This is a genomic window from Streptomyces sp. NPDC001663 (genome assembly GCF_042893105.1).
GTDB lineage: Bacteria > Actinomycetota > Actinomycetes > Streptomycetales > Streptomycetaceae > Streptomyces.
In genome coordinates, this window is sequence record NZ_JBIAUR010000001.1 from 1 (window position 1) to 14874 (window position 14874).

The window sequence follows — 14874 nt, forward strand, 5'->3', positions numbered from 1 at the left end:
AGTGACGGGGGTGGGGTTGTTGGCCGGGATCGCTTTCATGATTGGCCCCAGCGCTCTGGCGATGCCGTCCTCGGGCATGCCGTAGTCGCGCAGTGCCCTCGGCGCGTCCAGCGCCAGGCGGAGGGCGGCCAGGCCCGCGCTCGCCCCGTCGGTGGGGAAGACCGTGCCGAAGGCCTGGGCGATGCGCGCCTCCGCCTCGGGGGCGTGCGGGGCGTTGAAGGCCAGGACGTGGGGCAGCACGACGGCGTGGGTCTGGGCGTGCGGGAGGTTGAACATGCCGCCGAGGACGTGGCAGATCTTGTGATGCATGCCGGAGCCGGCCGAGGCGAAGGCGACCGCGGCGAGGTAGGCGCCGTACAGCGTCTGCTCGATGCCCTCGACGCTGGTCGAGTCCTCGGCCACCGCCGGCAGGCCGGTCGCCAGTGCGCGGATGCCCTCCTGCGCCAGCGCCCGGTCGATCGGGTCGGCACGCGGGCCCCACATCGAGTCCACGCAGTGCGCCATCGCGTTCAGGCCGCTGGCGACTGTCATCTCGCCGGGCAGCGTGGTCAGCAGACCGGCGTCGTAGACGACCGACGCGGGCAGCACCTTGCCGTCCACACCGGTGGTCTTGGTCTCACCCTCGGTCAGGCCCCACACGTTGGTCGCCTCCGAGCCGGCGTACGTGGTGGGTACCGCGACGATCGGCAGCCCGGTGGTCAGCGCCACCGCCTTGGCCAGACCCGTGGTCGAGCCGCCGCCGACGCTGACCAGGATGTCCGCGCCCGCGTCGGAGGCTGCACGAAGGGCTCGCCCGGCGACCTCGACCGGTACGTGCATCACGACCTCCTCGTGACGCAGTACGAGCGGGATCTCCTTGGCGATCGGATCGGCCAGTTCCCTCTCACGGTCCGACGCGATCAGCATGACCTTGGAACTGCCGAGTGCCTCGACCTCCGCCGCCACAGCGGCGGGCGACTCCCCGGCCGCGAACACCACCCGCTGGGGAAGGGTCTCGTGCGTGAATCTCATCGCTTGCTCCTTCGGTGGCTCTGGCGGCCTCAGGCCCCGGCCAGCCATCGCGTGCCTTCGGAGTAAATGTGCTCGACCGCTGGGCCGGTGAGACCGGGGAGCCCGTCCTTCACCATGAAACCCGCCTTGGTCTGCAGGTAGGCCAAGTGCCGGTAGCCGGAAGGGAACCGGTCCAGGAGCTCGGGATCCAACGTCAGTGACGCGGCGGGGTCGACGACGTCGAGCCGGTCCTTCTCGTAGATCGGTTGCCGGCGCACGAGGGTCCAGCGCCCCTCGTGCCGGGAGAGGAAGTCATAGAAGCGGCCGGTGCAGACGACATCGACCTCGATGCCGTCGATGCTCTCGCGCTGGTTGATCGTCATCTTCGTCTGGGCGATGGCCCGTTCGCCGGCGATGTCCGCGGTGTGACCGCCCAGGAAGTGGAGAATGCTGACTCCGTTCTCGAAGCCCTCACGACTGGCCTTGATGAAGTCGGTGGCACTTCCCTGGAACCAGGTGGCGCTCATCCAGCCGTCGCGCGGATGCCAGACCGTGGCGAAGCGGCCCCAGTCCCCGGCATCGCGCCACAGCGCCCAGTTCTCGATGAGCTGCCGGATCTCGTGGCGGTCGTTGTCGACCTGCGACATTGTTGACTCCTTGGAAGGGTGGGGGTCCCTGGTACAGGGGCCTCGTCAGAAGGACCGGAGGAACTCCTCCACCTCTCGGTGGAGCTGCTCGAGGGCCTCTGCCTCTCGGACCTCCGCCAGCCATGCCGCTCCCACCGCCGGGCTGAAAGCCGCAGCAAGGCACCACATCCAGCCGGGCAAGGCCCGGGGGCCCGGCGCACGCCGTGTCACGTGCGCCCTACGACCTCGTCGCATCGTCAGATGGGGTAGTGGCGGGATCCGGACTGGATGGTGATCCAGCGCAGCTCGGTGAACTCCTCCAGCGCGGCGCGGGAGCCGAAGCGGCCCCAGCCGCTGGCGCCGACACCGCCGAAGGGCATCTGGGGCTCGTCGTGCACGGTGGCGCCGTTGATGTGGCAGATGCCGGACTTGATCCGACGGGCGACGTCGAGTGCCGCGGCCGCGTCCTTGCCGAAGACCGCTGCGGAGAGTCCGTACTCGGTGTCATTGGCTACCGTGACGGCTTCGTCGGTGGAGTCGACCTCGATGATCGAGACCACCGGTCCGAAGGACTCCTCGCTGTAGATGCGCATGTCCGGGGTGACACCGCGCACCACGGTGGGCTGCACGAACAGGCCGTCGGCCGTGCCACCGGTCAGGACCTGCGCGCCCTTGGCACGGGCGTCCTCGATCAACGCGACCACGTGGTCCCGGGCGGCGGTGTGGACCAGCGGGCCGATCTGTGAGGCGGGGTCGCTCGGGGGGCCGACGACCAGCTTGGCGGCACGCTCGGCCAGGCGGGAGGAGAGCTCGTCGGCGACGGTCCGGTCGACGATGACGCGCTCGGTCGACATACAGATCTCGCCCTGGTTCATGAAGGCACCGAAGCTCGCCGCGGCGGCGGCCTCCTCCAGATCCGCGTCAGGGAGCACCAAGAAGGGCGCCTTGCCGCCGAGTTCGAGGACCACCCGGGTCAGGTGACGGCCACCGAGTTCGCCGATGACACGGCCGACGCGGCTGGAGCCGGTGAAGTTCACGCGGGTCACGGCGGGGTGGGCGATCAGGGCCTCGACGACGCTCGGACCGTTCTCGGGCGCGTTGCTGATCAGGTTGACCGCTCCGGCGGGCACGCCGGCGTCATGCAGCACCTGGACGATGGCGGCCTGGGTGAGCGGCGTCTGCTCGGAGGACTTCAGCACAACCGTGTTGCCCCACACCAGTGGCCACACGACGGCACGCACACCGAGGATCAGGGGCGCGTTCCACGGCGCGATGCCGACGACGACGCCGACCGGCTGACGCACACCGAGGGCGGTGAGGCCGGGCACGTCCGACGGGATGACCTCGCCGACAGCCGCGTAGGCCTGGGCCGCCGCCTCGACGAGCATGCCCTTCGCGACGTGCACGTTGAAGCCGCACCAAGGAAGAGTGGCACCCATCTCGCGGCTCATCGTGGCGACGATCTCGTCGGTGCGCTCGCCGAGCAGGACGGCCGCCCGCTCCAGGACCGACCGCCGCGCGGCCGGCGGAAGGCCCGACCACTCCGGAAGGGCGGCCGCCGCCGCGTCCACCGCGAGGTTGACATCCTCGACGGAGGCTGCCGCGACCCGTGCAATGGGTTCTCCGGTCAGGGCCTCGGTCGTCTCGAAGTAGCGGCCGTCCCTGGCCGCGACGTGCTCGCCCGCGATGAGGAGGTCGCTGGTCCGGACCGCGCCGGACGTGGGTGCCTTGATCTCAGTAGCTGACATTGTTGTCGCCTCGCCTCCACAGCAGCGGCGATCGTCGTCGATCGCCGCGGGAATCTTCATGTCGAACTCTCTGCCGCCGACCGCCCGCCCTGAAGCCTCTTGTCCGTTCATCGAACAGCGGCGTGAGGGGGATGCGGTCGGCCTTCCCGGGTGTCAGGCCGGCGGCATGCGCTTGGACTGGTGCATGTGCGCCAGGCGCCAGCCCTCCGCGGTCTTCTCCCAGACCCGGGTCATCGCCTCCTGGACGGGGAAGGGCGGAAGGTTCTCGTCGAAGAAGATGTGCATCTCCTGGAGACACGTGGTGATCGCGGTGTCGCCGTGGACCGTGATGCTCAGTTCCTCGGCCTTGGCGAAGACGGTGCGGCGGCGGGTCGAGGCGAAGTGGGCGAAGGCCTCCCGGCCGTCGATCTTCCCGACCGGGCCGTGGACGACGTGACTGTCCTCGAGCATGAGGGCGATCAGCGCCTTCTCGCCCTCGACGAGAGCCACGAGCCAGGCGGCTTCCGCCTGTTCGATCGCCTGGAGGGTCGCGGTGGCCGCGGTGGACGTGGTCGCTGTCATAGGTCCAGCTCCAGAATCGGTGAGAGTGCTCGCGATGAGCAGGTGGTGAACATGCCGTCGGCGCGTTCCCGATCGGTGAGGATGTCGTCGCGGTGGTCGGGCTCTCCGGCGAGGACGCGCACGATGCACTCGCCGCAGATTCCCTGCTGGCACGAATAAGGGGCGTCCACCCCATTGGCGAGCAGGACGTCGAGGACGCTCTGGCCCTCCTCGATCCCGTACTCGCCGCCGGTCCTGGCGAGCCGCACTCGAAAGGCCCCGCCGGCCTTGTGCTCGTCGGCGTCCTCGACGGGTGCAAAGCGCTCCTTGTGGATCGCTTCGGCAGGCCATCCCGCTGCGAGCGCGGAGGAGATCACGAAGTCCATGAAGCCTCCCGGTCCGCAGACGTAGATCGCCGTGTGGGGATCGGGCCGGCCTATGTCGGTGGCGATGCCGAACCGCTGGTCGTCCGGGCCGTCGTCGAAGTGGAGGCGAACACGGGGGTTGTGCTCCAGTTCGTCGAGGAACGCCGAGTCTCCCCGGCTCCGCGCGCAGTAGTGCAACTCGTACTCCGCGCCGCTCGCTTCGAGCGCGTGTGCCATGGCCAGCAGAGGAGTGACGCCGATACCGCCGGCCACCAGCAGATGGCGTCGTGCCTCGTCCGAGACTCCGAACCTGTTCCGGGGGCGGGAGATCCGCAGCCGGTCGCCCTTGCGGAGTCGATGCATCCCCAGCGAGCCGCCGCGCGACGCGGTCTCGGCCAGCACCGCCAGCCGATAGCGGGTGCGGTCGTGCGGCGGCCCGCACAGGGAGTACTGGCGGACCAGCCCGGCGGCACTGTCGACCAGTACGTCGACATGCGCGCCGGCGGCGAACTCCGGGAGCTCGACGTCGTCGGGACTGACCAGGTCGAGCACCACGATCCGACTGGTGGCGTCGCGCCGGGCGTCCACGATGGTGTCGAGCCAATCGTTGCTCATGATGCTCGCTCAGATTCCAGCGGTGGCCGGGGCGTCGGCGTCGTCGCCCGCCGGGCGCTTGCCGAGGGTGAAGAGCCCGGACTGGGTGCGGTGGACCTCCGAGGGGTCGCGGACGATGTTGATCGGGTCGCGCCCGGCCTCGACGTCGTCGACCATCGTGAGCAGCATGCGGCGCAGCATGACGACGCCGCGGTCCGAGGTGGCCAGGGTCTCCTCGGAGTCCAGGGTGATCGCTCCCTGCGAGCCCTGGGCCTCCGCGTCACCGGGGAAGCGGTGGCGCTCCTCGTCGGTCAGCTCGTGGTTCTGCTTGCCGTTCTGCGTGATGCCGATCACGAAGCGGACCATGCGCTCGGGATCGTTGCTGCGGATCGAGAAGAAGAGCCGGTTGGTGGTGTCGTCGGAGGGCACCAGCCACAGCAACTGGTCCGGATTGTCGGGGGTCATCTTCACGTAGTCCGGCAGGCCGAAGATGTTGGGAAGGTGCTGCTCGACCGCGAAGCCGTACTCGGTGACCTCACCGTCCTCGCCCTCGACCTCGAATCGCTGGACGTACTTCACGCCGTGGTCGGTGCGCTCGTACGTCACGCGCTCGGCGATTGTGGCCGGGTCGAAGAAGCTCTCGGGGTAGCCGAACGTGCCTGTGCCCAGCATCTGGTACCCGCTGTGCGTGGAGTGCAGCCAGGTGACGTGCGTCGGGTCGGCGCCGTTCTCGTACATGTTGAGCCAGTTGAAGTCCGCCGGCATACCAAGGACCGCGGCGTGCGGGACCGGCCAGCTGGCGAAGTACTTCTCGTCCTCCGCGGGGTTCTCCAGCGCGTCGTAGCGCGGGAGTTCGGGCTTGAACTCGGGCGGGCCCATGTAGACGAAGACCAGGCCGTAGCGCTCCTGGACGGGGTACCACGGCTGGCGGGCGGCGTCGCGCCTGCGCCCCAGGCCCGGCTCACACGCCTGCTCGATGCAGCGGCCCTGCGTGTCGAACTTCCAGCCGTGGTAGCAGCAGCGGATGCCGTCGTCCTCGACACGGCCGTAGAAGAGACTGGCACCGCGGTGGGTGCAGCGCTCGATCACGACACCGGGTTGGCCCTGCCCGTCCCGGAACACGACCAGGTCCTCGCCCAGTACGCGGGTCTTCTGCGGCAGGGCACCGGCGACGAGCGTCTCCGAGCTGGCGATCGGGTGCCAGTAGCGACGCAAGGCCTCCCCCATGGGCGTACCGGGCCCGACCTCGCGCAGACGGGCGTTGTAGGAGGGCTTCGGGCGACCGTAGCCGGTACCGGTGTCGACCTCTGAAGTGGTGGTCATCGTCTTGTCTCCCGTGCGGCTCGGGCGCACAGCTGGTGGCGCGTGCAGGGCTGTGGGGGATCACCTGCGAGGGCACCGTTCTGCGCGACCCTCGAATGAGATTGTTTATTCACATTCGCATTTCACTTCGCGGTGCGTCAAGGGTCATGTCCAGGTGTCCGCTCGGCGGGGAGAGGCTGATTTCCTGACGGTTGCGCCCCAGCTCCGAGCCGGTCGGGCACTGTGCCGCCTCTGCACGGCACTCGCTCGCCGACCCGATTGCGCCACTGCTCACGACCCAGCAATGCCAGGTGCAGGGCCGCCGGAACGCATGCCGGCGGCGTATACGCTGAGGCGGTGAGTACCGAACCTTCACTCGATCTGCCGCCAGCACAGCAGGCCCGGAGCCGGCTGACCCAGCAGCGAATCCTGGAAGCGGGTACGGCCCTCCTGACAGAGGGCGGCACCGAGGCGCTCACCATCGCGGCCGTCGCCGCTCGAGCGGGCGTCTCGGTGGGCAGTGTCTATCGACGGTTCGGCGACAAGGACCGCTTGATCGCCGCACTGCAGCACGACATGATCGATCACTTTCGCGCCGACATCATCCGCCGCTTCGCTCCGCTGCGCACAGACCCGACCACACTGATCGCCTCGGCGGTCGCCGGGATCACGGAGACGTTCGAAGCACACGCACGCCTGATGCGTGTCTTCATCACCGCGGGCACCACCGATCCCGCAGTGTCCGAAGTCGGGTCCGACGCCAGCATTGACTCCGGCCAGGTGTTCCGGCAATTCCTGGAACCGATCGTGCCGATGATCAGCGCGCCAGAGCCGGACTTGCGGCTGGATGTCACCTTTCGCCTGGTGTACGCGGCGTGCATGAACCGCGTGCTGCACGGCGAACGATTCGAGTCCGAGCGACCGCTGACGTGGCGTCAACTCACTGACGAGCTGGCGAACGTTGCCTGCCTGTACCTACTGGGCGCGTCGACGGAGTGAGCCCCCGGGCACCCTGATGCGAATGCGAGGTACGCTTCACATTCACCTCGGGCCGCGACATACTGTCGCGGGCTTCCAACACGTCCGGAATCAGCGATGACCTGGACTGTCGACGCCCCCGGGAATCCCATGGAAGACGTCCAGTCGGCCACTCGGCCGCCAAGGGAAGGAACCGCCCCATGCGAGAGCCGCTCAGCTACGAGATCGCGCACGGCGCCGCTCTGGCCGCTCTGGAAGCAGGAAGGGCCGAGGGGCACAAGGTGTGCGCCGTCGTGGTCAACCGAAGCGGTGTCACGAAGGTTCTCCTCAGCGACGACGGCGTTGGTCTTCTCGGTGTGGAAACCGCGCGACGCAAGGCTTACACCTCGGCCGTGAGCGGTGTCCCGACGGCCAAGTTCGCGGCCTTCGCCGCGTCCCCCCAGATGCAGGTGGCACCTCCTCACCTGGTTGATGCCAACCTCCTGCCGGTCGCCGGCGGCGTGCCGATCGTGACGGGCGACGGCGAGGTCATCGGTGCCATCGGCGTGGGCGGGGCGGACGACGTCACTGACGACCGCATCGCGCACCAGGCTCGAGACTCCGTCGCGAAGATCGTTGCGTAGGCATTCCTCCCGGTCGACGCAGGCCGCGCTACTAGGCCTCGCCGAGGACGAAACGACACCACCCGCAACGCGCTCCTGAGGCTCTCCGGCATCACCGATGTGATCATCGTCAGTCGCCCGAGCCCCGCCTCCGACTCGAGGACCGACCGTGCTGTGCGGCGGGCCAGTCCGTGGTCAAGGTCTGAGCGAGCGACCAAGTTGCTCGCGTGAAGGGTCCGCCACACACCGTTCCCATCAGCGAGCAAGTCGCACGCTTGCTTGGAGGGGCTACTCACAACGGCAATGAGATCCGCCGCTCGCAGCCTCCCAATGGCTGGCGTTCGGAGTCTTGAGGCTGCCGCAGCCCGTCTAAGGATGTACAGCCGCGATGTTTGCGGCCAGGGAGACAGCGATTCCCAACAAGAAGGCCAACCAGATGACCCACCGGGCTCGGCGCGTGGCAAGCCCCGACGGCTTCAAGAGGCCGATCGTGGCCAGGAGCAGTAGGACGTCCACCAACAGGGGCCACAACGAAGCACTCACTGGGTCCGCTCCGCCCTACATCGCGAACTCCCGCTGATGCACGTACGACGCGTACGCCGCGACCCCTGCGACGACGAGCGCGCATAGGGGCCGCAACCACACATCGAGTTCCACTACGCGGCGGGTGGCAGGTAGTCCCGCCGTTTCTCCGCGCCGCCTCATCCGCCACTCGCCGGCGGCAATGGGCCGATGGCCGGCTCGTCAGGCCCACGCTCACTGCTGGCTGAGCGACACATTCCAGTCAGCAAGGTCATTGCACATCTATTGCGCACTTGGCCGGGAACTCCCGGGAATTCTAGAGAACTGGAGGGAAGTATTCCGCAGCCGTCAGCGCAACCGCCCAGGTCAGCGGGTGTGCAGCTCAGGCCCAGGATGCCACCGGCACGAACGAACTGTCCTGCCGGAACAGATCCGTCCCGTCCGTCGCATTCACCACCAGTTGGTAGTTGTAGTGCCGCAGGTAGTACCCGGGATAGTTGTACGACTCCCAGCGGATCGAGCCGCTCGCCGAACCCGTCCGCGCAATGAACGTCGCGTCCTTCGCGAACGTCGACGTGCCGTCGTTCGTGTCGAAGCGTCCGCGGAAGTTGTAGTGCCGCAGGTAGTTGCCGGACGAGTCGCGGAAGGAGAAGCCGTTGGAGTCGGCCAGACCGGCCACGACGGTGAACGTCGACGCTGTCTTCTCCGCGCTCGTGCTGGAGCTCGTCACCACGGGGAGGTTGAGCAGCGAGGACTGCTCCTGCCAGTAACGCGTCGTGTAGTTCGCCGATTGGAGGGAGCGCGTGACGTTCTTCGAGAGGGTCGGGCCGCCCGACACCGTCTCCTTGATGACCGTGAAGTGGCGTGCCGTGCCGGAGATGGAGGGCAGGGCCTTCGGGGCGGTCCAGGTCGCGAAGGTGTCGTAGCTGTCGCTGTAGTAGTAGTTGCCGTCGCCGTAGCCGTCGAAGAAGATGCGCCAGCCGCCGTTGTCGAGCTGGATGACGGACGGGCCCTCGCGGTAGCTTCCCCAGCCCGCCCAGTTGCCGGTCTTCGAGATCGTGTAGGGCCCGGTCAGACTGGACGCCGTGCCGTACTCGATGTACTTGGCCGTCTCGTTCTTCGTGAACGCGTGGTACGTCGAGCCGACCTTCACGATGTACGTGTCGATGTGGTTCGAGCCGATACCGGACAGGGCGACCGGTGAACTCCAGGCTGTGAGCGCGGAGTTGGTGGCCTTCAGCCGGTACGGCGTGAAGATCCACTCGTCGCTGGCGAGCGAGCAGGACACGATGACGTTGACGCTGCCGTCGCTGTCGACGAACCACTCCGGCGCCCAGGCCCGGGACAGGTTGGTGATCGGCACCGTGTAGTCGTACAGGAACGTCCAGTTGGCCCGGTCGGAGCTGCGCGCGAAGCCGATCGTCGTGCTGACGTCCTGCCAGGTGTGCGTGGTGTAGGTGATGTAGTAGTAGCCGTCCGTGTGCTTGAAGACGCTCGCGTCGCGGATTCTGTTGCTCGGCGGGGTGTAGGCCGAGGCCTTGACGAGGCGGAAGTCCGTGGCGTCGTCGGACTGGTAGACGTTGACCGTGCCGTCGTTGCTGTTGAGGAACGGGACGATGGTGTAGCGGGTGGCGGAGCCACTGGCCGGTGCGGCGGCCGACGCCGTGCCGAGCAGGCCCGGCAGTTCGCCCAGCACGAGCGCCGAGGCGGGCAGGGCGGCCATTGCGCGCAGGAGGGCGCGGCGGGACGGGGCAGGGGGGCGTGTAGTCACGGGCGGCTCTCCCTCGTACACAATCTATATTCGATATTTCGAACGAAGTTCGGTGAATCGATCAGAAGGTAAGGGTGAGGTACGGGCACGTCAATGCTTTGCGCGCAACCAGAAGTGGCCTGGGGGAAAGCTGTGTTGACCGCCCGGAGCCGGCTCCGCCCTGCCCTAGTGGGCGGGTTCGAAGAGTTCGATGAGGTTGTCCGCGGGGTCGGTGAGCAGGATCTGACGCCCGCCGGGGCCGCTGACCACATCACTGCGGAAGGTCAGGCCGGCGTCGCGCAGCCGGTCGATCTCTTTGTCGAGGTCGTCGACGATCAGGTGGATGCGGTTGCGGCCGGCTCCGGCACCGCTGGGGGTGACGCGGGCGCCGGAGCTGGTCGGGCCGGACAGCAGCAGCCGCAGCGGCCCGCGTGTCACGTCGGCGAAGGCGGGGGCCGGGTGGCTGCGGAGGGTGAAACCCAGGTGAGTGGTGTAGAAGTCAACGGCGGCCTGGACGTCGTCGACGACGTAACGGACGCTGGCGAACTGCTCTGGCGTGGTCACGACTTGACCTCCTTGGGCGTGAGGGCGAGCTGCGGCAGCAGGTAGCGGATACGGGTGTCGATCTCTGCCGCCGTACGGACGAAAGCGGGGTAGTCGGCCCGCTGATGGCCGTCGGCCGCTGCGGGGTCGGGGAGGCTCCAGTGAACGAGCCGCGGTCGGCTGCCGAAGTCGGGGCAGACCTCGCGGACCTTGTCGCACAGGGTGATCACGTAGTCGAAGCGGTGATCGGTCAGTGCGTCCAGGTGGCGGGGGCGCCGGGCCGCGATGTCGATGCCGTGGTGCTCGCGCAGGGCCCGTACGGCGTTGGGGTGGAAGCGGGGTTTGGGGTGGCTGCCGGCGCTGGTCACCTCGATCCGGCCGTCGGTGTGATGCCGTAGCAGCGCCTCGGCGATGGGTGAGCGGGCGCTGTTTCCGGTGCAGGCGAACAGCACGGCGGTTGGTTGTGTGGGTGCCGGTGCGGTCGGGGTCGGGGTCGGGTGGAATCCCAGCGCCGGGTGCAGGGCGGTACCGGCCTCGGCGAGCGCCTCCGCGCAACGCTCCAGGTCCAGGTGGTAGTAGCCGTCCCGGGCGTCGAAACTGCTGCGCCGGGTGGTGACCAGCCCGCCACCGCGCAGCAGCCGCAGATGGTAGGAGACCAGGTTCTGCGGCTGGCCGACCCGCTCCACCAGCTCACGCACCCGGTAGTCGCTCGCGGCCAGCTCGGTGAGCAGTCGCCAGCGCAGCGGGTGCGCGGCCAGATGCACAAACGCCGGGGTGGTGTGACCCGAAGGCATCATCCATCCAGAATACATCAAATGCATTTGATGTATTGGAGCCCGCCCTCATCCGCCATCGTGGTGGTCGCCTCACCCCTACGCGCCGCAAGCCGTCGGAGCCGTTCCGCCCCCGCCCTCCGGACGTTACTGTTCGGTAGACAACGACGTCCCGGAGAGGTGCCCCGCATGACGTTCGACCGTGCCGCAGGCCTGGCGGAGTCCGCCCGAGCGCTCGCCGACGGGCAGACCACCTCCCGGGCGCTCGTCGAGGAGGCCCTCGCGCGGATCGAGGCCACGCAGTCCTCCCTCAACGCCTTCCGGATCGTGCGGACGGAGGCCGCGCTCGCCGAAGCCGACGCTGCCGACAAGGAGTTGGCCGCGGGGGTGCGCAAACCGCTGCTCGGTGTCCCGGTCGCGGTCAAGGACGACATGGACGTGGCCGGTGAGCCGACCGCGTTCGGCTGCGACGGGGAGTTCCCGCCGGTCGCCGAAGACGGCGAGGCCGTGCGGCGGTTGCGCGCCGCCGGGGCCGTGATCGTCGGCAAGACCAACACGTGCGAGTTCGGGCAGTGGCCGTTCACCGAGGGGCCCGCGTTCGGTGCGACACGCAATCCGTGGAGTCCGGAGCACACGCCGGGCGGGTCGTCCGGCGGATCCGCCGCCGCTGTCGCCGCCGGGCTCGTGCCCGCCGCGCTCGGCTCCGACGGCGCCGGATCCGTGCGCATCCCCGCCTCCTGGACCCACCTCATCGGCATCAAGCCCCAGCGCGGCCGCATCTCCACCTGGCCGCGCGGCGAGTCCTTCCAGGGCATCACCGTCAACGGCACGCTGGCACGTACGGTCGCCGACGCGGCCCTGTTGCTGGACGCGGCGAGCGGCAACGACGAGCGCGATCCGCACCAGCCGCCTGCCATCGACGCGTCCGCGGCCGTCGGCCGCGAGCCCGGCCGGCTGCGTATCGCGCTCGCGCTGAAGCCGCCGTTCACCGCGCTGCCCGCACGCCTGCAGCCGGAGGTGCGCGCGAAGACCGTCGAACTCGCCGACAAAATCGCCGAGTTGGGGCATGTCGTCGAGGAGGCCGACCCGCCGTACGGTCAGATCGGGCTCACCTTCATCCCGCGCGCCACCGTCGGCCTCGCCGAACGCGTCAGCGAGGCGCCGTTCCCCGCGCTCCTCGACCGGCGCACCCGCGACGCCGCCCGGCTGGGACGGCTGCTCGGCGGGGCGCCGCTTCGGGCGGCACGGCGGGCGGAGGCGGTGCTGCACCGTCGTATCGGCGGATTCTTCGAGTCGTACGACGTGATCCTCGCGCCGACGACAGCCGCTCCCCCGCCCCGCATCGGCGCCATGCTGCCGCTCAGCGGCTTCGCCACCGACCGCGCGATGATCGCCGCCTGCCCGTACGCCTGGCCGTGGAACGTGCTGGGGTGGCCCGGCGTCAACGTCCCGGCCGGTTTCGTCTCCGGCGGCCTGCCCGTCGGGGCGCAGTTGCTCGGACCGGCCGGCAGCGAACCCCTGTTGATCTCGCTCGCCGCGCAGTTGGAGGCGGAGTTGCGCTGGCACGAGGCGTGGCCGCCGCAGGTCGTCGACACGGATTCCACGGCTGCCTGATCCCATTCCGCCCGTACCCTGTGGCCATGGACGATGCGTCGATGGTCGGGCTCATGGGGCGGGTCACCGGAACGGTCGGGCCCGGGCTGGTCGGCGAGGTGATCGTCCGGGTGCGCGGCGGGGCCGAGCACTTCCTCGCCTATCCGGCCACCGGGACGGCACGGATCGAGCGCGGCACGGTGGTGATGGTGGTGGAGTATCTGCCGCCGAGAACGGTCTATGTGACTGAGGCGTACGACAGTTGAGCCGCCACTTGATTTAACACGTGAGCCTGCTTCCGCGCAGGTGAGAGCGTTTTGAGGGCGCGCGCGTCAAGAACGCGACAAGGATTCGTCAGCGTCTTTATCCGGGCGTCGCGCAGGAGCACACTCCCTTCGTTCGGTGCCGAAAGGGCACCATGCAAAGGGGGCGTATGCCGATGGTTGTCGGCGTCGTTGCGGGAGTGGCGGTTGCCGCCGTTCTCGTTCTGATCGGTCTGTTCAAGCTCATGTGGCGCGTCGCGGAACCCAACGAGGCGCTCGTCATCTCCGGCTCCAAGCACAAGACGGAGGGGCTCGGCGAAGGCATGGGCTTCCGCATCGTCACCGGACGCGGCACGCTGGTGCTGCCCGGTGTCCAGGCGGTGCGCAAGCTCTCCCTCGACCTGAACGAGACCGAACTGCATGTGGATTGCGTGACCCACCAGGGCATTCCGCTCAAGGTGCGGGGCGTGGTCATCTTCAAGGTGGGCGACGACTTCGTGTCGATCGCGAACGCGAGCCGCCGCTTCCTCGACCAGCAGAAGCTGATGGCGGAGCGGGTGCACAACGTGTTCGCCGGTCATCTGCGGTCCATCGTCGGCGGGTTGACCGTCGAGGACATGATCCGCGACCGGGAGAAGCTCACCGCACAGACCCGGGCCGCCTGCGGCACGGAGATGGAGAAGCTGGGTCTCATCGTCGACTCCCTGCAGATCCATGAGATCGAGGACCCGACGGGGTACATCCAGAACCTGGCCGCGCCGCACGCCTCGGCCGTCCAGCGGGACGCGCGCATCGCGCAGGCGGAGTCGAACCGGCTCGCCACCGAGGCCGAGCAGCAGGCGTACGCACGGATGGCCGAGGCGACCAGGGACAGCGAGATCCTCCAGGCCGGCTACCAGGCCGAGCGGGACAAGGCGGGCGCCAAGGCGCGCCAGGCCGGTCCGCTCGCCGACGCGGCCGCCCGGCAGGAGGTCGTCGTCCAGGAGACGCGGGTCGCCGAACTCGAGGCGCACCGGCGGGAGCAGCAGCTCCAGGCGGACGTCCGCAAGCCGGCGGACGCCAAGGCCTACGAGAAGCGCACGCTGGCCGAGGCCGAGCGCGACGCGCGGATCTCGGCCGCCGAGGCCAAGGCGAAGGAGACGGAGCTCGCGGCGGCGGCCGAGGCGACCCGGGTCAAGGCGGCCGCGGGTGCCGAGGCCGAGGCGACCAAGACCCGCGGTGCCGCCACGGCGGCCGCGACGCGGGCCACCGGTGAGGCGGAGGCGGCGGCTGCGCAGGCCAGGGGTCTGGCGGAGGCCGAGGCGACCAAGGCCCAGGGTCTCGCCGAGGCGGAGGCCATCAAGGCGCGGGCCGCGGCCCTCGCCGAGAACCAGGAGGCGGTCGTCGCCCAGCAACTCGCCGAGAACTGGCCGGAGATCGTCAAGGCGGGCGCGTCCGCCTTCGGCAGCGTCGACAACATGGTGGTGCTCAACGGCGCGGACGGCATGGCCGACATGCTCGCCAAGGCCCTCACCATGGGCGGCACCGGCCTCGGCCTGGCCCGTCAGCTGCTGGCCTCGATGAACCAGAACGGCCAGACCCCGAACGGGACTTCGCCGTCCCTGAACGGGATCGCGGCGCCGCCGTCGCAGAAGGTGCCGGTGGAGAAGGAGGGTTAGTCGGTTCTGTTCCGGTCGGGCGGCCGG

15 protein-coding genes are annotated in these 14874 nt (G+C 69.0%); 5 read left to right on the top strand and 10 right to left on the bottom strand.

Annotated elements, in window-relative coordinates:
* The 6 genes from ACFY1L_RS00005 to ACFY1L_RS00030 form a co-directional block, all read right to left on the bottom strand.
* The coding region (locus ACFY1L_RS00005; RefSeq protein WP_388815645.1) for a maleylacetate reductase at window positions 1–1011 on the bottom strand (1011 nt) is incomplete at its 3' end.
* A 29-nt stretch (window positions 1012–1040) separates the two neighbouring features.
* Complete coding sequence (locus ACFY1L_RS00010) at window positions 1041–1637, bottom strand: nuclear transport factor 2 family protein (RefSeq protein WP_388815648.1); 597 nt, start codon at window positions 1635–1637, stop codon at window positions 1041–1043.
* Between the two features lie 236 nt (window positions 1638–1873).
* A complete protein-coding gene (locus ACFY1L_RS00015; protein ID WP_388815651.1) occupies window positions 1874–3364 on the bottom strand; it encodes an aldehyde dehydrogenase in 1491 nt (496 codons plus the stop codon).
* Between the two features lie 153 nt (window positions 3365–3517).
* Complete coding sequence (locus tag ACFY1L_RS00020; RefSeq protein ID WP_388815654.1) at window positions 3518–3925, bottom strand: nuclear transport factor 2 family protein; 408 nt, start codon at window positions 3923–3925, stop codon at window positions 3518–3520.
* Complete coding sequence (locus ACFY1L_RS00025) at window positions 3922–4884, bottom strand: PDR/VanB family oxidoreductase (protein WP_388815657.1); 963 nt, start codon at window positions 4882–4884, stop codon at window positions 3922–3924. The genes ACFY1L_RS00020 and ACFY1L_RS00025 overlap by 4 nt, the downstream gene beginning before the upstream one ends.
* 9 nt (window positions 4885–4893) lie before the next feature.
* Window positions 4894–6186 (bottom strand): Rieske 2Fe-2S domain-containing protein, encoded by a 1293-nt coding sequence (locus tag ACFY1L_RS00030; RefSeq protein ID WP_388815660.1) that lies wholly within the window; start codon window positions 6184–6186, stop codon window positions 4894–4896.
* A 336-nt stretch (window positions 6187–6522) separates the two neighbouring features.
* On the opposite strand from ACFY1L_RS00030, the gene ACFY1L_RS00035 reads away from it, so the two are divergent.
* A complete protein-coding gene (locus ACFY1L_RS00035) occupies window positions 6523–7164 on the top strand; it encodes a TetR/AcrR family transcriptional regulator (RefSeq protein ID WP_388815662.1) in 642 nt (213 codons plus the stop codon).
* A 179-nt stretch (window positions 7165–7343) separates the two neighbouring features.
* Complete coding sequence (locus ACFY1L_RS00040; protein WP_388815665.1) at window positions 7344–7766, top strand: heme-binding protein; 423 nt, start codon at window positions 7344–7346, stop codon at window positions 7764–7766.
* A 348-nt stretch (window positions 7767–8114) separates the two neighbouring features.
* Here ACFY1L_RS00040 and ACFY1L_RS00045 read toward each other — a convergent pair whose 3' ends face one another.
* The 4 genes from ACFY1L_RS00045 to ACFY1L_RS00060 all read right to left on the bottom strand — a co-directional run bounded on the left by ACFY1L_RS00045 (window position 8115) and on the right by ACFY1L_RS00060 (window position 11357).
* Entirely contained in the window at window positions 8115–8288 is a 174-nt protein-coding gene (locus ACFY1L_RS00045) for a hypothetical protein (RefSeq protein ID WP_388815668.1), read from the bottom strand.
* Window positions 8289–8649: 361 nt separating this feature from the next.
* The gene (locus tag ACFY1L_RS00050) at window positions 8650–10038 is read right to left on the bottom strand and encodes a glycoside hydrolase family 43 protein (RefSeq protein ID WP_388815671.1); all 1389 of its coding nucleotides are present in this window, start codon (window positions 10036–10038) and stop codon (window positions 8650–8652) included.
* Window positions 10039–10203: 165 nt separating this feature from the next.
* Entirely contained in the window at window positions 10204–10581 is a 378-nt protein-coding gene (locus ACFY1L_RS00055; RefSeq protein ID WP_388815673.1) for a VOC family protein, read from the bottom strand.
* Entirely contained in the window at window positions 10578–11357 is a 780-nt protein-coding gene (locus ACFY1L_RS00060) for an ArsR family transcriptional regulator (protein WP_388815676.1), read from the bottom strand. Before ACFY1L_RS00060 ends, ACFY1L_RS00055 begins: the two co-directional genes overlap by 4 nt.
* 165 nt (window positions 11358–11522) lie before the next feature.
* On the opposite strand from ACFY1L_RS00060, the gene ACFY1L_RS00065 reads away from it, so the two are divergent.
* From ACFY1L_RS00065 to ACFY1L_RS00075, 3 genes are all read left to right on the top strand, one after another.
* The gene (locus tag ACFY1L_RS00065; RefSeq protein WP_388815679.1) at window positions 11523–12947 is read left to right on the top strand and encodes an amidase; all 1425 of its coding nucleotides are present in this window, start codon (window positions 11523–11525) and stop codon (window positions 12945–12947) included.
* 26 nt (window positions 12948–12973) lie between these two features.
* Window positions 12974–13192, top strand: a complete 219-nt coding sequence (locus tag ACFY1L_RS00070) for a hypothetical protein (RefSeq protein ID WP_275772530.1) — start codon at window positions 12974–12976, stop codon at window positions 13190–13192.
* Between the two features lie 167 nt (window positions 13193–13359).
* On the top strand, window positions 13360–14847 hold the full coding sequence (locus tag ACFY1L_RS00075) for an SPFH domain-containing protein (RefSeq protein ID WP_388815682.1): 1488 nt from the start codon (window positions 13360–13362) through the stop codon (window positions 14845–14847).
* The last annotated feature ends 27 nt before the right edge of the window (window positions 14848–14874 follow it).